At 41.1% G+C, this 20,527-nt stretch carries 19 protein-coding genes; 6 read left to right on the plus strand and 13 right to left on the minus strand.

The window, feature by feature from the left end:
- Positions 1-4 precede the first annotated feature (4 nt).
- From AACW45_RS03980 to psaC, 3 genes are all read right to left on the minus strand, one after another.
- Entirely contained in the window at positions 5-823 is an 819-nt protein-coding gene (locus tag AACW45_RS03980; protein ID WP_190631329.1) for a TnsA endonuclease C-terminal domain-containing protein, read from the minus strand.
- 137 nt (positions 824-960) lie between these two features.
- Positions 961-2,838, minus strand: a complete 1,878-nt coding sequence (gene glmS, locus AACW45_RS03985) for a glutamine--fructose-6-phosphate transaminase (isomerizing) (RefSeq protein WP_190631331.1) — start codon at positions 2,836-2,838, stop codon at positions 961-963.
- 205 nt (positions 2,839-3,043) lie between these two features.
- Positions 3,044-3,289 (minus strand): photosystem I iron-sulfur center protein PsaC, encoded by a 246-nt coding sequence (gene psaC, locus AACW45_RS03990; protein ID WP_012411495.1) that lies wholly within the window; start codon positions 3,287-3,289, stop codon positions 3,044-3,046.
- 325 nt (positions 3,290-3,614) lie between these two features.
- On the opposite strand from psaC, the gene AACW45_RS03995 reads away from it, so the two are divergent.
- Together AACW45_RS03995 and AACW45_RS04000 are read left to right on the plus strand one after the other, a co-directional pair.
- A complete protein-coding gene (locus tag AACW45_RS03995; RefSeq protein WP_277880282.1) occupies positions 3,615-3,743 on the plus strand; it encodes a hypothetical protein in 129 nt (42 codons plus the stop codon).
- A gap of 524 nt (positions 3,744-4,267) precedes the next feature.
- Positions 4,268-4,633 carry a DUF6464 family protein gene (locus AACW45_RS04000; RefSeq protein WP_096643843.1) on the plus strand — a complete coding sequence of 122 codons (366 nt, stop codon included), beginning with the start codon at positions 4,268-4,270 and terminating at the stop codon, positions 4,631-4,633.
- 10 nt (positions 4,634-4,643) lie between these two features.
- On the opposite strand, the gene fmt is transcribed toward AACW45_RS04000, so the two are convergent.
- Entirely contained in the window at positions 4,644-5,645 is a 1,002-nt protein-coding gene (gene fmt / locus AACW45_RS04005; protein ID WP_190631333.1) for a methionyl-tRNA formyltransferase, read from the minus strand.
- Positions 5,646-6,580: 935 nt separating this feature from the next.
- On the opposite strand from fmt, the gene AACW45_RS04010 reads away from it, so the two are divergent.
- Positions 6,581-7,912 carry a hypothetical protein gene (locus AACW45_RS04010; protein WP_190631335.1) on the plus strand — a complete coding sequence of 444 codons (1,332 nt, stop codon included), beginning with the start codon at positions 6,581-6,583 and terminating at the stop codon, positions 7,910-7,912.
- A 271-nt stretch (positions 7,913-8,183) separates the two neighbouring features.
- Here the strand turns inward: AACW45_RS04010 and minE are convergent, their stop codons facing one another.
- From minE to AACW45_RS04035, 5 genes are all read right to left on the minus strand, one after another.
- Positions 8,184-8,492 (minus strand): cell division topological specificity factor MinE, encoded by a 309-nt coding sequence (gene minE, locus AACW45_RS04015; protein WP_190631337.1) that lies wholly within the window; start codon positions 8,490-8,492, stop codon positions 8,184-8,186.
- Between the two features lie 33 nt (positions 8,493-8,525).
- Positions 8,526-9,332, minus strand: a complete 807-nt coding sequence (minD, locus tag AACW45_RS04020) for a septum site-determining protein MinD (protein ID WP_190541183.1) — start codon at positions 9,330-9,332, stop codon at positions 8,526-8,528.
- A gap of 44 nt (positions 9,333-9,376) precedes the next feature.
- The gene (minC, locus tag AACW45_RS04025; protein WP_190631338.1) at positions 9,377-10,486 is read right to left on the minus strand and encodes a septum site-determining protein MinC; all 1,110 of its coding nucleotides are present in this window, start codon (positions 10,484-10,486) and stop codon (positions 9,377-9,379) included.
- A 127-nt stretch (positions 10,487-10,613) separates the two neighbouring features.
- Positions 10,614-11,951 carry a four-carbon acid sugar kinase family protein gene (locus tag AACW45_RS04030; RefSeq protein ID WP_190631340.1) on the minus strand — a complete coding sequence of 446 codons (1,338 nt, stop codon included), beginning with the start codon at positions 11,949-11,951 and terminating at the stop codon, positions 10,614-10,616.
- Positions 11,952-11,956: 5 nt separating this feature from the next.
- Entirely contained in the window at positions 11,957-12,625 is a 669-nt protein-coding gene (locus AACW45_RS04035) for a hypothetical protein (protein ID WP_190631342.1), read from the minus strand.
- 406 nt (positions 12,626-13,031) lie between these two features.
- Here AACW45_RS04035 and AACW45_RS04040 point away from each other — a divergent pair, with 406 nt between their 5' ends.
- The 3 genes from AACW45_RS04040 (at position 13,032) to AACW45_RS04050 (ending at position 16,199) form a co-directional block, all read left to right on the plus strand.
- Positions 13,032-14,510 (plus strand): NarK family nitrate/nitrite MFS transporter, encoded by a 1,479-nt coding sequence (locus AACW45_RS04040; RefSeq protein WP_190631344.1) that lies wholly within the window; start codon positions 13,032-13,034, stop codon positions 14,508-14,510.
- Between the two features lie 203 nt (positions 14,511-14,713).
- Positions 14,714-15,898 carry a nitric oxide synthase oxygenase gene (locus AACW45_RS04045; protein WP_199331046.1) on the plus strand — a complete coding sequence of 395 codons (1,185 nt, stop codon included), beginning with the start codon at positions 14,714-14,716 and terminating at the stop codon, positions 15,896-15,898.
- 61 nt (positions 15,899-15,959) lie between these two features.
- On the plus strand, positions 15,960-16,199 hold the full coding sequence (locus tag AACW45_RS04050) for a hypothetical protein (RefSeq protein ID WP_190631346.1): 240 nt from the start codon (positions 15,960-15,962) through the stop codon (positions 16,197-16,199).
- A 110-nt stretch (positions 16,200-16,309) separates the two neighbouring features.
- Here AACW45_RS04050 and AACW45_RS04055 read toward each other — a convergent pair whose 3' ends face one another.
- The 4 genes from AACW45_RS04055 to AACW45_RS04070 all read right to left on the minus strand — a co-directional run bounded on the left by AACW45_RS04055 (position 16,310) and on the right by AACW45_RS04070 (position 20,521).
- Positions 16,310-16,699 carry a type II toxin-antitoxin system VapC family toxin gene (locus AACW45_RS04055; protein WP_190631348.1) on the minus strand — a complete coding sequence of 130 codons (390 nt, stop codon included), beginning with the start codon at positions 16,697-16,699 and terminating at the stop codon, positions 16,310-16,312.
- A complete protein-coding gene (locus AACW45_RS04060) occupies positions 16,696-16,914 on the minus strand; it encodes a hypothetical protein (protein WP_190631350.1) in 219 nt (72 codons plus the stop codon). Before AACW45_RS04060 ends, AACW45_RS04055 begins: the two co-directional genes overlap by 4 nt.
- A 211-nt stretch (positions 16,915-17,125) precedes the next feature.
- Positions 17,126-19,168, minus strand: a complete 2,043-nt coding sequence (locus AACW45_RS04065) for a bifunctional serine/threonine-protein kinase/formylglycine-generating enzyme family protein (protein ID WP_190631357.1) — start codon at positions 19,166-19,168, stop codon at positions 17,126-17,128.
- Positions 19,169-19,300: 132 nt separating this feature from the next.
- On the minus strand, positions 19,301-20,521 hold the full coding sequence (locus AACW45_RS04070) for a DNA-processing protein DprA (protein ID WP_190631360.1): 1,221 nt from the start codon (positions 20,519-20,521) through the stop codon (positions 19,301-19,303).
- Positions 20,522-20,527: the final 6 nt, after the last annotated feature.

Below are 20,527 nucleotides of genomic sequence, written 5' to 3' on the forward strand. Positions count from 1 at the left end.
ATTTCTAGAAAATAATTCTTTGAATTTCTCGTGCTGAAATAGAACTAGATATTGCGCTTGTTTGCATATCCATGATTATTTTCTTATTGGCGAGGAGATGTTTAAAAATGTAGAGTGAAGTACCTACTTCTAAATTCATCTCTTTATCTAATAAGTTTGTAATTTTATTAATAGTGGAATCCCTTTCTTGCAATTTTGACTTTAAAATATTTGCGATGTTATGCAATTCATCAACATTGATTTCTGCGGCTGCTTCTAACTTATAACTAGAATGAATCCACTCAACATTCTTGACTAAAAACATGGGAATCTCTTTCTCTGTAATAATTCCCCAATCAATCCCTTTTGCTGCGTAATAACGCTTTTCTAGCTCAAATTTTTCAGCAATAGATTTAGTTCCTAAATCCTTAACCAGTTTGAAAGTGCGAGCTTTTTCAACTATCTGCTTCCCTTGCTTCACAGATAACATAAAGTCTGTAGTTAAAACATAGGGAGTCTCATTATTAGCATCTTTGGGATAGTCAATCCCCATTTCCGTAGCAATATTAATGGCTAAGTCTAAGTCAAGTAAAGGAAATTGCTCTCTTATATCAATAATGCTGTCCGACCACTCAAACAAATAAAATAACCGTTTCTCATTATCAGAGAACAGATGATGCTCTCGGTTTGTTTTCCAACCGGGTGGTCTGGATACCCTACCCTTTGACGGAAAATCTTGAATTTTTATCCAGGGTTGATAATTTTTTCCACTACCCTGACCTCGACCTTCCTTGATGTAGCGCTCAAACTTAGCTTGCGTCCACTCTTGCTTGGTTCTAGCCATAAAGACAATCTCCTACAGGTGGAATGATACTCACCCATAGGAAAAATTGTATAACTTTATTATGTGTTGTACAACTTTATTATTTATTGTACAACTTTATTATGTTTCCACAATTAAATGCGATCGCTCTCTAGAAACTATTCCACCGTTACCGATTTTGCTAGGTTCCTGGGCTGATCAACATCTAAACCGCGACGGGCGGCGATATGATAAGCCAATAATTGCAGAGGTATCACTGTGAGGATGGGAGAAAGCAATTCATCTACAGTTGGTACTGGTAATAAATCGTTGAAGATTTCCCCTGCTTCGCCATCTTTAACAGGAGTGACACCAATTAACCGGGAATCTCTGGCTTTGGCTTCTTGGGAGTTAGAAATAACTTTTTCGTACACGCTACCAGGAACTGCGATCGCAACTACTGGTACTTTAGCATCTAAAAGGGCGATGGGGCCGTGTTTCATTTCGCCGGCTGGATAACCTTCGGCGTGAATATAGCTAATTTCTTTTAATTTTAATGCACCTTCTAAAGCGATAGGGAAGTTGATTCCTCTACCTAAAAAGATCACATCTTGGGTTTCTGCAAATTCGTGGGCTAATTGTTCTGTTAAATTTTCTTGAATGTCTAAAGTTGCTTCAATTTCTTTGGGAATTTGTCGCAAACCTTCAATAATATCTGCAATTTTTTCCGGCGAAATTGTTTGCCTATGAACAGCTAAATCCAATGCTAAGGCGTAAAATGCCATTAATTGCGCAATAAAAGTTTTTGTTGCCGCTACCCCAATTTCAATTCCCGCTAAGGTATTAATTATATGGGGTACTAAATGACCAAGGCTGCTTTCTGGGCGATTGGTAATACCCAATAATTTGGCTTGATATTTACTTTCTTTACCTTGGCGACGTTCTTTTTCCATTGCTAAGGCTGCTAAAGTATCAGCTGTTTCCCCTGATTGCGTCACACCAATAATTAATGTATTCGCTATTAAAGGTGATGGCGCATAGCGATACTCAGATGCATAGTTAACTTGAGTAGAAATCCCGGCTAGTTGTTCTAACAGGTATTTTCCGACTAAAGCAGCGTGCCAACTCGTACCGCAAGCAACAATTTGTATTTGTTCGATGTCTGCGTAGAATGACTCAGGTAATCCCAGATTAATTGGTGACTGGGTATGACTAGAAGAATTATTTTCATTACTAAAGTAAGCTTCTAAAATAGCCCTTACCACTCCCGGTTGCTCGTAGATTTCCTTGAGCATGAAGTGCTTGAATCCCTGCTTCTCTACCATTGTGGGACTCAAGTTGAGTAATCGGGGCTGCTTTTTCAGCCTTTCGCCAGCAAAGTTGTAAATTTCTACGCCTAGAGGTGTTAAGCGGGCAATTTCCCCATTTTCTAATGGTAGCACGGCTCTGGTATAGGCAACGATCGCCGGCGTATCGGAAGCACAAAATAACTCACCTTGTCCAAACCCAATGACCAAGGGTGCTTGCTGGCGCACAACAATCAACTCATCTGGGTAATCAGCAGAAATAACTGCGATCGCAAAAGCGCCTTCTAGGAGGTTGACAGCTTGACGAACTGCTTCTAATAAAGAAGATGGAGATGTTTTGAGAATTTCGGCAATGAGATGGGGAATTACTTCTGTATCTGTTTCCGAACGAAATAGATGTCCTTTGGCTTTTAATTCCTCTCGTAACTCGCGGTAGTTCTCAATAATGCCATTTTGTACCACCGCCACTCGCATTGCCGTATCCAGGTGCGGATGGGCATTATATTCTTCTGGTTTACCATGAGTTGCCCAACGAGTGTGACCGATACCAATTTGCGCCGGAGTTTCTACTTGTTCTAGTTTAGAACGTAAATTTTGCAGTTTACCCTTAGCCCGCACGCATTGCACATCACCTTCCCAAATGGTAGCGATTCCCGCCGAATCATATCCGCGATATTCTAGTTTCTCTAAACCAGATAATAAAATTTCTGTCGCTGCTTGCGTACCAATATACCCAACGATTCCGCACATTTGTTTCACCCCCACCTGTGGATCATGACGCCGACTTTTTTAGTTGGTATCATAGAAGTGACATTTTAGCAAAGAAAAAGGAGCTTACCGCTCCTTGTAATTTTGATTATTTTTAAAGAACAATGCTGTAGGGTGGAAATTGCCACCCTACCATGCTAAAAATGCTTGCTAATGAAGACAGTTAATTGCGAGCAAAATCAAGATCCTAATAAGCTAGACCCATGCTGCGAGTTGTTTCAGCACCCAAGTAAACCCGGATGCTCAAAAAGTCTGTGGGACAAGCGGTTTCGCAGCGTTTGCAGCCTACGCAGTCTTCTGTACGGGGTGAAGAGGCGATTTGAGCAGCTTTGCAGCCATCCCAAGGTACCATCTCCAGTACGTCAGTGGGGCAAGCGCGGACACATTGAGTGCAGCCAATGCAGGTATCGTAGATTTTTACGGTATGAGACATTGAAAAAAGGCTCCTTTCGAGTGTTCTTCTCTGCGAAGGAATTATAATCAAGGCATAGTTTACCGCAGTGGCTGAGGCTCCGTAATCAAAAGGCTACATAACTTTAAACAATGTAATAGGCATCCAGTTAGATTAGCCTTGTGTCTATCGGTCTCTAGCGCCTGATTCCCCGATAAATCAACCAACTCATCAGCAGAAACTTACCCCCCACGCTTCCTGGAACAGCATAGACTTTGTGAAGATTTGTGAATTTAAATCAATCTCGATCCCACAGCGAAAGCGCAGGTAGAGAAGTTGGCGGTGGGACTTAGCAGGTTAAGTCAGGATGCAAAACTTAACTGAAGAACTGACTAAGCGATCGCCTGGGTTGATTTCGATGCCAATCATAGCATTTTGTCAATCTAATTTTGTAGTGCCCTTGGCGTTTATTGATGAGTTGACGGTTGACGGTTGACGGTTGACGGTTCAGAGAGATTTTCTTGTGATTTCTCCCTTGTCCTCCGCTCACTGAGCGAAGTCGAAGTGTGTCCTCCTTCCCTTGTCCCCCTTGTTTTTCTTCCGTGCTTGGTGAATGCTTAATTAGTGCAAACTATTAATTATCAGAAAAATAGGTCTAAAACCCCGTCCTTGTAGGACGGCTTTGGGAGATAATTTTAATAGGTTGTTGACCGTGAGAACGACGAGGAAACAGGTTAAACGTCCTACTCCGTGATCTCAAAATTCCTAGCAGTCAATGGTATTAAAGTAAATCCAAACTGTAAGGACGAAAAAAAGAAATAAACTACCGTAGGGCATACGGAAAGTTACGCTTGTGGGATTGACTCGTTAAGAGGCTTGCCCAATCGCGGGTGTAGTCGAGTCAGATATGATCGTGTAAGACCAAGATCAACATTGTTGGTGGAGGCAGCGATCAGCCCAAGAATCACCGCACTTTTAGGGCGGTGAGTTGTCAAAGTGTAAATCTCATCACATAAGCCTATGGAGCCAGACTCTTTACCAACCGAGGTGATATTGACGCATCCGCGTCAAACCCTCGGTAAAGCGCAACTGGATTGGACACCCCAACCGGGAAATTATCTCGATTTTGACGGCAAAACCTACGCCGTTTTAGAGCGCCGCCACAAATATCAATTAAAATCAGGGCGCTATCGCTTGCATAATATCGCCCTTTACGTACAATCTGCTCAAAGACCTGCTGAGAAAAGTTTCGTAGAGGGACGATGGGTAGTTGGCGATGCTACCTGTAGCTACAATGCACTTTCGGAAATTGTTCGTTGTGCAGTCAATCCCACCGGCCCTTGTACATCTTGCCGTTTTTATGAAAGGAAAAAGGCTGAAGCATGAAACTCATACTTTAGCCTTTTTCAATGATTTCGCCAACCGTTAAACGGCTACCATTAACAAAATCCCATCCCGACTGAGGACGTTTACCCGCTAGCTGAACTTCTCGCAACAACAACATACCTTCGCCAGTTTGCACAATCGCGCCAATTCCCTTGGTAATGCTCACCACTTCTCCCGGACTACCAGATAATGTTGACAAATCAGGTAATTTACGTATTATTTTCTCTAATTCTGGTGGTAGCTCATAGCTATAAGCAGAACCAAGGGGAACGGTAGCAGTAATTTTTAGCGATTGATTGCGAAACTTGGCACTACAGTTAGGGTAAAAGCCTCTGATTTGATTGTGTAATTCCATAGCGCTTCTAGACCAATCTAAGCCATAATCCTGCTTTTCAATTAAAGGTGCATAAGTCGCTTGAGAATCATCCTGAGGAATGGCGGTGATTTCTTGGCGTTCCAACTTAAATAAAGTATCCACTAGTAAATCTGCACCAATATCAGCTAGCCTTGTGGCTAAAGTGTGGGCATTGTCCAGTAACTCAATCGGTGTAGTGGCTTTTAGTAGCATGGCTCCCGTGTCCATTCCTGCATCCATTAACATGGTAGTAATTCCGGTTTCTGGTTCACCGTTATATAAACACCACTGAATCGGCGCAGCACCTCGGTATTTAGGCAAAATTGAGCCATGTACATTAATACAACCCAATTTCGGCATTGCTAAAATTTGTGACGATAAAATTTGTCCGTAGGCGACTACCACAAACGCATCCGCACCAGATTCTTTGAGTTTGGTTAAGGTAGCAGTATGCTTTTTCACTCGTTGTGGTTGCCATACTGGTACATTAGCAGAAATAGCGAGAGTTTTTATCGGTGAAGGTGTTAATTTATTCCCTCTTTCTCGGCGTTTATCAGGTTGCGTCACAACTGCCAATACCTCTATATTTGGGTTATTCAGCAATTTTTCCAGGGTAGGAACAGCAAACTGGGGAGTACCAAAAAATACGATTTTCATGTTAGTTAATCGGCAATAGTCAATAGTCAATAGTCAACAGTCAAGAGTCATTAGTCAAGGGTCATTAGTTGTGAGATAATAGCCAGTAGGCTATCTGGTATAAAGGTTTGACTGGCGACCATCATGCAATTATCTGGCAATATATAAATTTTTTGCTGCTAAAGTTGTTAAGTAATGGTGAAAGCAAAAATTCCTTGATAGACTTATAATTAGGTCTAAGTTAGCCAACATATCAGCTAGTAATAATTATTCTTATTTCTAGCGCCCTCAATGTTTGAGCAATGTCTGACGACTATTGACTGTGCATCTACCTGTTAAATTTAGTTTTATTGTGTTTCCTGTAATTAAGCTTTAGGTGTATTTACATCCAAATGTCAATAGGTTCTCACAATTAATGTAGAACAGATGACAATTGGTGAACTTGCGTAGATACTAGTATTTGGTTTTTCAGTAGGAAATATGTCGGGCGTCAGCTTTGCCAGTTTTTACGGTAACGTCTAAAATTTACCGAGATTCAGTTTCTGCGCTGTTGTCGCGGGTGATTAGGTAGAAAGTCCTAGACACCTAGGTACTCGAATCTCGGCTGTTGTTTATGTACGACTTAAATGATTAAGCTTAATACTCATTCGTGATTACCCCTAGGTAAAGTTGAGTATTAAATTTTGAGTATGCCTGTAGTGTATCTATAAGTATGCTTTGGATCGCCAAATTAATCTGTAATATTACTTGCTCGCAGGTTACTAAGCGAATATATTGAATGGTTATCAGATAAGGTGTTAACTATGATACTTGAGTTTTATAAAGCTGTAATAAATTTCAGGTAATTATCTCGTTAAAGCTTTTAGTTTCTTGTTATACCTATATCCATAGCCAAATTCATTGCTGCCCAGGTACGCTCCTCACACAGCAACTGCTACCCTCTAGAGAGTCAACCCATGCTAAAACCTCTTTTGCTGTCAGGATGGTTTCGCGCACAACCATTAGTTAAATATGCTGTCATTGCAGTACTGATCGCCCCTCTAGTAGCAGCATCAGGTCACTCTACCTCGGCTAATCAATCAGAAGTAGCAAATAACACTTCTGATCGTGAGAAATCCGGTTCAGCTACCGTAGAAATAGCGGCTGTTAGTGAACCAGATTTAGCCGATTTATTAACAGCAGATCCAAGCCACACCTCAACTCCAGAATCTGACTCTCAACTGCAAGGAATGGCTACTAGTGGAGAATCGCCATCAGGAGTAGAAAATCAGCAGTCTGCGGCTGGAGTGGAAGGTATTCTGCAACCAGGCTATGCTATTTCCCGCAGCAATGTAGGTGGTAAAGATCCATTAGCAGCCGTGGAACTTGCGCCATCAACAAAGCTAAATTCCGAACAATTAAATTTATTGCCAAAGTTAAAACACTCAAAAATTAAATCTTTACAAGCAGGAAATAATTCTCTGCCTAGAGATATAATTTTAACTCAATCACTGGCTGCAACTCAAGTTACACCTATTTTAACTCCGACCCAACCCAACGCGAACCCAGAAACATCGGTTTCTGAACAACCAGGTACAGAACAAGCAGCAAACGATCCCATAGGTAGTCCTCATCCGATTCCTTGGAAATGGATTACAGCGACTCAGGAAGCGATCGCATCTAATGGAGGTTCGGGAGTGCGTTATTACCGCAGCGTACCTGTAGCTTCTCCCGATGGTAAGTATGTGGTTTATAGTCGGGTAAGACTGGAAGTCAAACCCGAAATGTATAACAGCCGAGTTACTAGCGTGTTGTTTGTGGAAGAGGTAAAAACGAAGAAGTTGCGGGTAATTGCTTCAACTTCGGTATTGGGCGATCCTTTATTAAATGTTAAACAAACACCAGAAACCGGACAACCAGAAGGCACAATTGGGGTATTAGTTCCGGTTAGTTGGTCAGAAAAAGGCGATCGCTTTTTAGCGCGTCGGTTTGAAGGGATATTTAACACAGCTGATGCAACAGATCGCGCTGTGATTTGGGATAGCCAAAACAATCAAGCTAACACTGTTTCTCCTGTAGGCGAATCAGAAGAAGATCATGAAAAAATCGCTGTATTATTAGGCTGGAGTAAAGGTCAACCCGATCGCGTACTCTTCCGCGCTGGTCAATTAGGCGAGGAAGAATGGCCATTAGTACAGGTAGCAGCTGATGGAAAAATTGTCACTACCAACACAAATGCCGATCAGCCGATTACTTTTGGTCAAAAGCATACAGATGTATGGGCAGGGCCACAAGTTGCTTCTCGATAATTGAGTTTATCTAATCTTCATAATCCTGTTGTTAAATTTGTAACAACAGGATTTTTTTAGGGAATAAAAAGCCGACCCACTCCCATGTAATGCTAACTGGAAAATGGGCATTGGGCATGGGGCATTGGGCATGGGAAAGCGATATTTTCAAATTGGTATTAGTTCAAATTGATATTAGTTAACGATTTTAGAAATTTTAATTCTCACATCAAGATGTTAGCCATTAGCTGTGAGCTAATAGCCATAAAATCAAACAATAGTTAATAAAAAATTACAGCATTGTGGTTTCGCTGCTTTCTAATTCTTCTGTGGTTTCTGTTTCTTTAACTCGACGAATGGGTAAGTTAGCAATTAAGGCTGTGGTTCGTTGATTACTTTCTAGAGAAAACTCTAGATTCTCTGTATCAACTTCCACATAGCGACAGACAATTTCTAAAATTTCTTGTCGCATTTTTTCTAATTTCTGGGGATCGATGTCAGCGCGATCGTGGGCGATCACCAATTGCAGGCGACGTTTAACGTGAGTCCGACTGGTATCTGGTGCGCGAAAAAAAAGTCTTTCTAAAAGTTCGAGAATCATTGCTAATAGGTCTGCGGAGACGGAAGGATATAGTTATGCAAGTTTTGTCCACAACAATTTTCTTAATCGGGTAAAGATGTTGTCGTGAACTGAGTCTAGTTCAAGAAAAGGTATGGATTCCCCTTCTAATCTCCGTGCAATGTTCTCAAAGGCTGTAGCTGCTAAGGAAGGGGTATCAGATAATACCAGAGGTTCGCCACGATTGGTAGAAACAATTACACGCTCGTCGTCAGGGATGACGCCAATCAAGGGGATGGCAAGAAGTTCCTGAACATCTTGAACAGACATCATATCATTGGCTCGCACCATTGCGGGTCTGATGCGGTTGATTATTAGATGAATTCGCTTAATTCCTTGTGCTTCTAATAACCCGACTACACGGTCAGCATCGCGGACGGCAGAAATTTCCGGGGTGGTGACAATTAAGGCTTCTTTGGCGGGGGCGATCGCATTTTTGAAACCCATTTCAATCCCGGCTGGGCTATCGATAATCACATACTGGTACTTTTGCGCCAGTGCGTTTACCAATAACTTCATTTGGTCGGGGGTGACTGATTCTTTGGTGCGATTTTGGGCGGCTGGTAACAGTACGAGGTTAGTTTGCCGCTTATCTTTGACTAAAGCTTGTTCTAAACGGCATTCTCTGGCTAAAACTTCTACCGCCGTGTAAACAATGCGGTTTTCTAGTCCTAGCAGCAAGTCTAAATTTCTCAGACCAAAATCTGCATCAACTAAGGCTACTTGACGCCCAATTTTGGCTATAGCCATGCCCAGGTTTGCGGAAACTGTGGTTTTACCCACTCCTCCTTTACCGGAGGTAACGACAATAATGCGAGTCATGATCGAAACACGCTCAATTAGGGTTTAGAAATTATAGTAATTACTTACGGCTCTAGATTCATCCGATTTAATTGGTTACGGGAAAAATCTATCGCCCTAGCGATGCGAATACCTTGGGGTGTGATATGCGCTACTTCCGGGGAAAACTGGGTAGGCGATTTTTCTGGTGCCCTAGCTACGGCGTCTGCAATCCGCAATTGGGTAGGTTCCATTTGCAAGGACATGATCAGACATTCCCGATTACCACTTGCACCAGCATGGGCGACTCCGCGTAACCGACCCCAAACTAAAATATCTCCATCTGCTACTACGCTACCACCTGGATTTAAATCTCCGTAGATGATGACGCTACCGGGATGACGAATTTCTACTCCCGAACGTACTGTCATTTCCAGATACAAAGCATCTGCTAAGGGAGTAGGTGCGGCTTTGGTTTCGGAACTGAGAGAACTTTCTGGTTGTAGTTGTTCTACAGAATAACCAGAAGACACAGCTGCGATCGCAGTTTGGCGGCGACTGGTAGCTACAGATTTTAGTTGGAGTTGGACTTCATTTAAGACCTCAGCTAGTTCTTGCAGTTGTCTGCTATCTAACAAGCGGTCTTTCGCCAGCAGATGTACTGGTGTATTGGCTACCCGAAAGCGATCAGCTTGTAGGCGTTGGCGCATCTGTTGCCAAATTTCATACCAGCTAAAGTCTGCAGCGGGTACTTGGGCTTCTGTGGGTAAAATTAATAAAAGTTTTCCCTCCTGTGTTTTCCATTGAACTTGAATATTATTTTTGACTTTATTTTCTGGGGGTACTAAATCTAGGGTATTTAAATCAGACAAGGCGGAAATAAAGTCTAACTGAGAATTCGCCTCAGGTTGCTTTTCCCCTTCAGGATTTGCGGAATTTTCGACTGCATCTGTTGTTACAGAACTTTTCTCACCTTCTAGGTTGTCTTTTTTTATTTCCCCATCATTAGTCAGAGAATTTTGCTCTCCTTCCAGGCTATCTGCGTTTAATGGTGCATTAGCCTTTAAAAATTGCAGCACAGAATTTAACTCTGTGTCAGGGAGAATAGAATTTGACTCGCTAGGCGAAAGGTTAGATTGGGCTTCTGCATTAGGAATTGCAGAATTGGACTCTAAATTGGCAGAATCAGAAGTCATACAACACCCGCCACAAGAGAAAGAATAATCTGAGCAACGATCGCTAATAAATTAGTTGCAGTTGGCAATAACATCCTCACCCCAGAAACTACTGAGTGCAGAGTATATCAGATTGTGGTGAAAATATTCACGTTGCACTCTGCACTTTTTTGGTCAATCGCCGATAACTTGTTGCTAAAGCCTCAGCATCGCCAACATTACCAGGAAATAAGACGACGGGCAAATTCGGAAACTGGGGATGATCGATAGGTGTTAACACCATTGAACAACCTGCTAAAATTTGTCCCATTAATCGCGCTGAAGTTAAGGCTAATCCAGTACTTAAAACATCATTCGAGGTAATGCCGCCTTTACTAATCAAGAATCCTATATCAGATGGCAAACCTCGAACAATATCCATTAATAAACTAGAAACTTTGCTACCAAACTCTAATCTTGTATTGACATCCGCAAAAGTCAATTCTTGACGACTGGTATATACTACCGGTGTTTTACCAGCTGCATGTACTTCTTGAATAGTCGCTAAAATTTCCGTAAGTAATGTATCTGATGTATCTTCTTGGTTATCTAATAATCGCCCTACATTTACTTCAATGCCCACAGTACCATCTGCTTGCAACAGTGCTTCTAATTGTTGGGTAGTTTTTTTGACATGAGAACCAACAATAACTGCGCCTGGTTTACCATCACGAACATACTCTGCCATATTTTCGGCGGCGATGGGTTGGGGAGGTAAGGCAGCTAAAGCAGTTAAGATACTGGCAGCACTGCGGAATAAAAAGCGTTTACCTTGACTGGCGGCTGCTAAAATATCACCTGCTAATTTGTTGAGATCGGCTTGAATTTCGCCATCAACAACAACGCACTGATTACCAGTTAATTGTAACAATCGCTGCAAACTACCTGCACGGATATCATCTAATAGAAATCGGGTGACAGAATCAGCCGGAATTTGTCCTTGAGTTTTTTCTTCTACATATTTGGGTAAATAACTGTGATGGTAGGCGAAGACTGAATCACGGGCGAATTCAGTTTCATGGACTGGTTTAGGTTTACCCTCAACAATTAAATAATGGATGCTATCGATGGTGATGCGTCCCCCCTCAAAAAATGCGGGAACAAGAAAATGAGCATCAAAGGGGCCGAGTTCTTGAGCGATCGCATCTGTTTCGATGGGATAATGTCCGCGTAAAGTCGAATCAGAACGGCTAACCACCAAGAAGTCGGTAATATTTTCGGCTTTTAAAGCGACTTTTAAATTTTGGCAGACTTCTTTAGTTACTGCTGCGGCTGATTCTGGGGGAAGCGATCGCGTATTTGTGAGAATAAAGAAAATTGGCGATTCATCTTGCAAACCGATGCGTAAAGTCTCCACATCCCAACGCATCAGCAGCAAACAGCTGTGGACTGTTTGGGAACCTGTTGGATCGTCATCCAGAACAATAATTTTCGGTTTGTTGGTCATTGAAGTCAACGTTTTGGAGACTGTAATTTATTAATTTCTGCTTGCACATCCAAGGCAATTTGCAATGATTGATTGAGAAATTGCGCATATTCTCCCGCTTGATTGCTTTGTTGCAAAGCTTGGAGATTAGCTAAATTATTGACAAATAACTCTTGATTGTTAGCAAGCAATTTTTTATTATCACGTAAAATTCGTTCGGTTTTCAAAGCGCGAACTAAATCTTCGCGAATAAGTTGTAATGCGGAGATAACGCGATCGCGATCGTCGATGCTGCTTTGACTATTACCTGATGTGGCTAATTGATCGTTAATATCGATAGCGTGGATGACAGCGTGATATTTATCCACTTCATCTAAGAGGATAGTTAAACCTTGGGGACAAGTAAACTTGCGCCAGAGCGATCGCCCGACAAGTACAGCAATTGGTACTAAGATTAATAACAGAATGCCTAATTTAATTGAAGAACCAATAGCAGGCAGAATAATAAACGCATAAATTCCCCCGACAATAATCGGCGTTAACGCCAGCGCTACGAGTCCCTCATTAATCAAAAATCCTAATCGCTTCTCGCGGTCTGCCATAATAGAAGGTCGGAAAACGTCTTCTGGATCGAACCCAGTTAAGCGTCTCAATTCTCCTTTGCTAATTTCCAAACCTAATAAATCCGGCTGCACTGCTGGATACTCCTTAAGGAAGCGCGAGTTGCGTATATATTGTAGTCGGTTTGGCGTTGAAGCGATGGTTGTCTATCTTTTTTGCCAGCACATATAGACATTTACCAAAATTAAAGTTTTCATATCACATACTTGCACATTTATTTAAGAATTTTCTGTTGAAATTTGCAACGAAAACTTTACAGAACTTTTAACATTTCCCGACATAGCCCTGAAATTCTTGCACCATCAGACTTCGAGCATGATGCTTATATCCGCAAAATCACTAATATAAACTTGTGATTTCATCAAGACAGATCTGAAACAAGATAAGCAACGTAACTCTTTAATAAGATGTGTCACCATAAGTTAAAGCCATAGTGATACAACCGCATTTTGACTAATTTTTGGGTTATTAATGGGAAAAATGTTAAAAATCTGGGCTTTTACACCACGCTATCGCATCCTGCACCTCACTTGGATTGCATTTTTTGTCACGTTTGTAGTTTGGTTTAGCTTTACACCCTTTGCCACCACAATCCAGCAAGACTTAGCTTTGACATCACAGCAACTCAAAGTCCTGGCAATTTGCAATTTGGCTTTAACTATTCCGGCGCGGATTCTCATTGGGATGATACTCGATCGCTGGGGGCCAAGGCTGACTTTTTCTGGTGTCTTGATTTTTGCCCTTGTTCCTTGCTTAGTTACTGCAACGGCTGTTAATTTCCAGCAGTTGATCTGGAGTAGTTTAATGACTGGGATTATGGGAGCCGGATTTGTCGTGGGTGTACGCATGGTAGCAGAATGGTTTCCCCCCAGAGAAATTGGCACAGCGCAAGGAATTTATGGTGGTTGGGGAAACTTCGGCGCAGCAGCAGCTCAACTATTATTACCATCTGTAGCCGTAGCCACAGCTAGCTTTGCCGGTGGAAATGTGAACTGGCGGGGAACAATCGCAATCATCGGTATTATCTGCGCAATTTACGGAGTGATTTATTGGTGTACTGTGCAAGATACACCTCCAGGAAAAATTTACCGTCGTCCACAACACCACGGTGCTTTGGAAGTCACCAGCAGAGCCAGTTTTTGGGCAATGACAGCTTTAGATTTGGGACTGTTGTTATCGATAGGTTTATTGACTTGGCCTTTAGGAGAAACGGGGATTAATTTTTTGAGTCATTCCCAGATCGTGTTGATTTGGGTAATCTTAGGGATTTTATATGCTTTGCAATTTTATCAAAGTTGGCAGGTCAATCAAGAACTAATTGGTTCTTTAAATCCATTAGCACCAGACTTTCTCAAAAGTGATAAACGCTACCCACCAACAGAACGTTACCAAGTTCGTCAAATTGCCTTATTAGCTTTGACATATTTGACTAACTTTGGCTCACAGATTGCTGTTATTTCTGTGCTACCAACCTTTTTTGAGCAAACATTCCGCCTCAATCCGGTATCAGCAGGGTTAGTTGCAGGTAGTTATCCTGTATTAAATTTGATTTCCCGACCTAGTGGCGGCTGGATTTCCGATCGCTGGCGTCAACGCAAATGGGTGATGACAATTCTCACGGCGGGTATTGGTATCGGTTATTTACTCATGGCTGGGATTAACAGTAGTTGGTCATTACCTGGAGCGATCGCTGTGACAATGTTTTGTGCCTATTTTGTCCAAGCTGGTGCAGGCGCAACTTTTAGTTTAGTTCCTCTGATTAAACGTGAAATTACTGGTCAAATAGCTGGTAGTGTCGGTGCTTATGGCAATGTAGGTGGTGTCATTTATTTAACTATCTATAGCAGTAGCAACGCTCAAACATTATTGATGGTAATGGGCATTATTGCTTTAATTTGCGCTAGTTTGTGCGGTTTTTTTCTGCAAGAACCACAAAATTCTTTTACTGATGCTGAATAAGTCCGGAATTTGACGGCTGACACCAGTATTAATTCTAGGGGTGTATTTATCAATTACGGACTTAATTGCTGGAATTTACGCCTTTTTTAGCAGTTTAGGTTTAATAAACAGACAACTTTTTGTTGATATTGAGTAAAAAACGAGACTGAAAAATTTAAATTTTTCTTTGATTTCACAATTTAAACACAAGGAGGTATTTAACATTGCAGCAGCAAACATGGCATCAATCAGAATTACGAGAAAAAATTACACCAAAACAAGTCGTATCGCCGATATTATCAGAAGCAATTGACTATCTCAACCTGTTGCATCAAGAACAGCAACTATCATCAACGCAGATTCCCCAAAGATGGCAACAGATTCAGCAAGAAATTAGAACAACCGATACTTACTGGCAAACTATTGAAGAACTTACCTATGGAGCAAAATTAGCTTGGCGTAATAGTACACGTTGTATTGGGCGGATATTTTGGCAAAGTCTGATTGTGCGAGATTTACGTCATTTATCTAGCGCTGCAGAAATTTTTGCTGCTATTGTCGAACACATACAATTAGCGACTAATCAAGGTAGTTTAAAGTCTGTCATTAGTATTTTTGCACCCAATCAGCCAGGACAACCAGGAATCCGAATTTGGAATCCTTTATTAATTCGTTATGCAGGATATCAGCAAGCAGATGGTTCTATTCTTGGCGATCCTGCACAGATAAAACTCACCCAAATATGTCAGCGTTTAGGCTGGTTAGCGCCAGAAATTAAAACACCCTTTGATATATTGCCTTTAATCATTCAAATGCCAGGACAAAAACCTGAATTATTTGAAATTCCTGCTGATATTGTTTTAGAAGTCCCAATTTCTCATCCTGATTATTCTTGGTTTGCGGAGTTAGGCTTAAAATGGCACGCCTTACCAGCAGTGTCTGACTTACGTTTAGAAATTGGTGGCGTTTCCTATTCTGCTGCTCCCTTCAATGGTTGGTATATGAGTACAGAAATTGCTTCTCGTAACTTTGGCGATGTGCGCAGATATAATTTACTACCAAAGATAGCTGAATGCTTAGGGTTAAACACTCGTTCAAAATTGGCTTTATGGAAAGACCAAGCCTTATTGGAACTGAATAAAGCTGTTTTGCATTCTTTTGCAATTCACGGTGTATCAATTATCGATCATCATACTGCTTCCGAGCAATTTATCCGTCATATAGCACGGGAAGAAAGTCAAGGGAGAATTGTTCCTGCTAACTGGAGTTGGATTGTACCACCTATGTCTGGTTCGGCTACAGAGGTTTTTCACCGCGAATATGAAAATATCTGTTTTAAACCGAACTTTTTCACTCAACCAAATCCCGGGAATTATACTCAAGGTAGCGGAGGTTGTCCATTTCATTAATTTAAGCGATCGCATTTGCAAACAATTCAATTGCACCGCCTGACAACGGGAAAGTCTGAAAGTGAATCTAGTATTACCTATCCAAGGTAAACCAACGGCTAGCCAGAACCGCAAGCATCGCTATGATGGCAAAAATTTAGCTTTGTCACGCATTTGTCGTAGGGGCACGGCACCAGTAAGATTATTGTATATACCAGAAGATTGTAGATGCCGTGCCCCTACAGTGTTGTCTATTTACCTGAAAATTGCTGTAAGCTATGTACAGCAGATTGTCAGTTGGTTAGGTACAGATTATCGTTGATTGTAGGGGCACTGGCACTGCCATGCCCCGAAGCTTGTACTCATTTACCTAAAATATGCTGTATATTTACCTTGCGGCAATTGATGATGGGTGAAAAACTTTGTTGATAATTATTTAAGAGTTTGCACCCCAGAATATGCCAGAATTTTTGTGTCAACAGTTACTAACTGACAGCCATAAATTCTGGCAGTGGCTACAATAACTTGATCGAATGGATCTTTGTGAAAACCTGTGAGTTTGGTTGATTCAACGATAATTGGAATTGTTAGTTCGAGTAACTGTACTCCTGGGTAAGCTAAAGCTGCTGTTAACCAATCATCAACTGAAATCGAAAAAGATAGTTTATTATTTTCAACTAATTTAGCAACCTCCCAACAAGAAATAATACTGATTCCTAATCCTTGAGATTGATATTGTGCAATCCAATCTCGATATTTCTGAGTTAATCGAGCATTGTTATCAATCCACCAAATCCAAATATGGGTATCTAAGATTATCATTGCAGAACTTCCCAATCCTCTAGAGGTACAGGAGGCTCAAAAGGATCGTCATATTTAATAACTGTTCCCTCTAAAGGATAAGGATTAGATTTTGAAGGTTGAGAATCACGTTCTAAAATAATAATTTCTACTGCTTCGCCTGCCTGAAACGGTAAATCCTCAAGAATTAAGGTTCCATTTTGAGTTAACCTTGTTTCAATTCGGTGTGCTTTCATGGTTACTCTGCTAGTTATCAATCTAATAAATGAGCAAAAGATTTAATTTATTCTAGTTTACATGAGTTATCTTCGTAGAAGCATGGCAATGCCCGCGTCCCTATATTTATATTTATTTCACGCCGATTACAATTTGTTGTAACTAATGTATAAAATTTAATTTATGACAAATAAGAAGACGCAAAGCGCCTTGTCGTAGACATTAAATGAACTAATGACTCAAATAGCCCAGCACAACCCGAAAACCAACATTAATATATTTATTCTCCCGCGCATTACAATTACGCACAGCTGAGCGACAATTCCAAGGATTGAGATTCCAGGAACCACCACGCACCAAGCGATTGTGATTATCACTCAGCCAAACGCTGCCATCTGTAGGCGCACCGTTATAATTTTTATGCCAGTTATCTTGACACCATTCCCAAGTATTACCATGCATATCAAATAAACCGAAAGGGTTAGCAGGAAAGCTTCCTACATCGGTTGTTTGTCCCCGAAATTCGCCCTTTGTCCCAGAAGAATATACGTAATTCCCGTTATAATTAGCTAACTCAGTTGTAATCGTTTCCCCAAAGCAAAACGGCGTAGAAGTTCCCGCACGACAAGCATATTCCCATTCTGCTTCCGTGGGTAAACGATAAGGTTTTCCCGTAAATTGAGTCAGTCGCGCACAAAATTCAACAGCTTCATCCCAAGATACTTGTTCTACAGGTCGATTAGCACCTTTAAAATGGGATACTTCAGGATTTAAGGGAATATTTACCTTTTCAAAAGCCGCAACAGCTTTCCATTGACTCTGCGTTACCAGATACTTTCCCATGAAAAACGGTGGAATCGTCACTTTATGTTGTGGACTTTCAGAGTTATATCTTTCTGGTTCATCCTTTGGCGAACCCATAAGGAAGTCACCACCAGGAATTGCAACCATTTCTAAAACTATGCCACTATTACCTAATGTTTCAGCAAAAAATTTTGCTCGTCCGCGAATGCGATTAATTATCAAACTGTTGCTTTTCTGTACTAATTGAGATTTCACAGTCAGGGTAGCAAATTCAAATTCAAACAGTTGAGTTTTTACTTCCACTTTTCCATGTTGTGGTTTTTCGGGAAGTACTCTGGCTTCTATCACAGCGATATCTTCATCTCGTAATCCTAAATGTTGCTGATAATCTTGCAAATCTTTTTGCGTCGTCTCATTAAAAGGATAATGCTGTTTAACTGCATCAATTAAGACTTGTTCATATTCCTGTAACTTCTTTTGATATTCGCGATATGGTTGCAGAACTTGTTCGTGAATTTCTCGCGCCTTCTCTTCAGATAACCCTAACTCAATGCGTTTAGCTTCCAATATTTTTAACGCGAAAACGGAAAAATTTCCCTGTCCTTGTTGTGCGCGATTTCTCGCTTCTTGACGGTATACTTGCTCCACAGAAGGATTAAGCAAACGTGTTGGCGGTACTTTTAACGCTTGCAATGCTTCGCCAGCATGGGAATAGCGTAAACTAAAGTGACGCCGCACCATATTAGTTAATACTTCCGCCAAATGATCGTTAATTTGTACTTGATTGCGCCAGATAATTTCCCCTGTTAATGGATCTTCTGGTAATTGAGACGGTAAAATACCAGTTAATGCTTGAATAATGGTCATTCCCAAAGCATAAACATCGCTACCCAAGCAAGGTCTACCATTTTTTTGTTCTGACGCCATATACCCCGAAGTCCCGATGACAACGCTGGAATAGACTTCACCTTGAGAATTTACCATTAAAGAACCAAGTTCTTTAACTGCGCCAAAATCAATCAAAAAAATTCGCCCATCTTCATGTCGGCGCATTAAATTTTGCGGTTTAATATCGCGATGCACCACTCCTTTACTATGAATAAAAGACAAAACTTCTAGCGCATCTTGTAACAACTGAGTTGCATAATCCTCACTCAATCGCCTACCAGGAATAATTTCTTGACTCAGGTCTTGTCCTTCGATAAAGTCCTGAACTATGTAGAGAATTTCGTTCTCACTAAAATGTGCGAGTAATTGGGGAATTTGCGGGTGTTGTCCTAATTTTTCTAGAACAGCCGCTTCTTTTTCAAAGAATTCCACCACACGCGGATGGGATTGATTGGGACGCAATCGCTTAACGACACATAAAGGTTTGCTAGGTTGCAAATTATCCCTAGCCAGAAATGTTACAGCAAAACCACCGCCGCCTAGTTGCCGAATGATTTCGTAGCGTCCAGCCAGTGTGTTCAAGATGACTGTCAACCCCCAGAAACCTGATGAAGTTAAGTGTAATTGTCAATGATGGAATACAGCAAGAAATTTCAGGAATAAGAGTCTCACCCATAGATGCACACCTGTTGATCGCCGGGTAAAATCCTAATTTTATAACAAAGAAAGTTGCGTAGCGCCTTGATTAACTACATAAGTTACTGGTTTGTTATTTTTCTTCACCTTACCCTCAACTACAGCTCTATTTAACCAATCTTGCATTTGTGAGAGTCGGACATCTAAAGATTCAGCTAGAGATTTTGCATCTTTAGGTTGCTGTAAATGATTGAGAATAAAAGGTAAAACAGCCTCATAGATTTCTTTAGAATTACTTGTATTAGTTGCTTTTGATGTTTTATCCTCCTCAGTTGGTACTTGTGCAACTAAAGATGCAGTTGCTGTTAAAAGTTCTCGTAATGAATTATTCCAAGGTTCAATAGGAAAAGGTTTTGCTCCCTGATTATATAGTTGCTGATTACCTTCGCAAATATTCGGGTGCATCCGTACAAAAACAGGAATATCTTTGAGGCGTGATAGTGCTTCGACAGCACCAGCCCAAGTACCACCTTTACCAAAAGAGGAAGTGACGACAAGAGCATAATCAGCTAAAGCATAAATATACTTATTTCGTCCCATTGCATTACCAGTATTAAAACCAGCATCAGGATCGTAACTAGAAATTAAGGCAAGTCTACCTTCTTGGATACTGGAGCGATATTTGCTGTTTACTGCTGCTTTGGTTAAACTATCCGCTAGTATACCGATAGATGTGCCGCCAGCTTCTAATACACTGAGCATAGCTGCTTGATCTACTCCCTTTGCTCCACCTGAAACTACTTGCATTGCTTGTGCAGCGCAGGTTTGTCCTACTCTTTGGGTATAACTAACTATCTCTTCATCAATATCACGAGAGCCAAGAATTGCTAAACCCCCCAGAGACAAAAGTTCAATATTACCAACCCCATAAAGAATGGCGGGTGCAGAATGTTTTAATATCTGCTTTAAACGCTTGGGATAGTTTGCATCACTTCGTCCTAGTATCCATAATCCCAAGTTTGTCCACTTCTCCACTGCTAGACTCAACATTCCACCCCGTTCTAGTAAAGCAAAAAGCCTATTTGGGTTGAGTTTATTAATAGTAATTTTTTGTAACTGTTCTTTTGCTGTTAGTTCTAGTAAATCTGCTGGACGCATCTGATTTTCTCGCAACCAGTCTGCTAAAGAGTTATACTCACTCAGAGTCAGGGGTTGTGGTTCAATCTGACGATTTTGACCAAAACTGGCACACAAGAGCAAAATTGCTTGAGTATCTCGTGGTAGGACATGATTCAACATGATTTT

The sequence above is a fragment of the Calothrix sp. FACHB-168 genome (genome assembly GCF_963889195.1).
Lineage (GTDB): Bacteria > Cyanobacteriota > Cyanobacteriia > Cyanobacteriales > Nostocaceae > Aulosira > Aulosira anomala_A.

Bases quoted from the DNA above. Each gene is read 5' to 3' on its own strand.
- AACW45_RS04070 (WP_190631360.1), bottom strand. From the start codon at position 20,521: ATGTTGAATCATGTCCTACCACGAGATACTCAAGCAATTTTGCTCTTG.
- AACW45_RS03995 (WP_277880282.1), top strand. From the start codon at position 3,615: ATGCAAAACTTAACTGAAGAACTGACTAAGCGATCGCCTGGGTTGATT.
- AACW45_RS04030 (WP_190631340.1), bottom strand. From the start codon at position 11,951: ATGACCAACAAACCGAAAATTATTGTTCTGGATGACGATCCAACAGGT.
- minC (WP_190631338.1), bottom strand. From the start codon at position 10,486: ATGACTTCTGATTCTGCCAATTTAGAGTCCAATTCTGCAATTCCTAAT.
- AACW45_RS03980 (WP_190631329.1), bottom strand. From the start codon at position 823: ATGGCTAGAACCAAGCAAGAGTGGACGCAAGCTAAGTTTGAGCGCTAC.
- AACW45_RS04010 (WP_190631335.1), top strand. From the start codon at position 6,581: ATGCTAAAACCTCTTTTGCTGTCAGGATGGTTTCGCGCACAACCATTA.
- glmS (WP_190631331.1), bottom strand. From the start codon at position 2,838: ATGTGCGGAATCGTTGGGTATATTGGTACGCAAGCAGCGACAGAAATT.
- AACW45_RS04040 (WP_190631344.1), top strand. From the start codon at position 13,032: ATGTTAAAAATCTGGGCTTTTACACCACGCTATCGCATCCTGCACCTC.
- AACW45_RS04060 (WP_190631350.1), bottom strand. From the start codon at position 16,914: ATGAAAGCACACCGAATTGAAACAAGGTTAACTCAAAATGGAACCTTA.
- psaC (WP_012411495.1), bottom strand. From the start codon at position 3,289: ATGTCTCATACCGTAAAAATCTACGATACCTGCATTGGCTGCACTCAA.
- minE (WP_190631337.1), bottom strand. From the start codon at position 8,492: ATGATTCTCGAACTTTTAGAAAGACTTTTTTTTCGCGCACCAGATACC.
- AACW45_RS04000 (WP_096643843.1), top strand. From the start codon at position 4,268: ATGGAGCCAGACTCTTTACCAACCGAGGTGATATTGACGCATCCGCGT.
- fmt (WP_190631333.1), bottom strand. From the start codon at position 5,645: ATGAAAATCGTATTTTTTGGTACTCCCCAGTTTGCTGTTCCTACCCTG.
- AACW45_RS04055 (WP_190631348.1), bottom strand. From the start codon at position 16,699: ATGATAATCTTAGATACCCATATTTGGATTTGGTGGATTGATAACAAT.
- minD (WP_190541183.1), bottom strand. From the start codon at position 9,332: ATGACTCGCATTATTGTCGTTACCTCCGGTAAAGGAGGAGTGGGTAAA.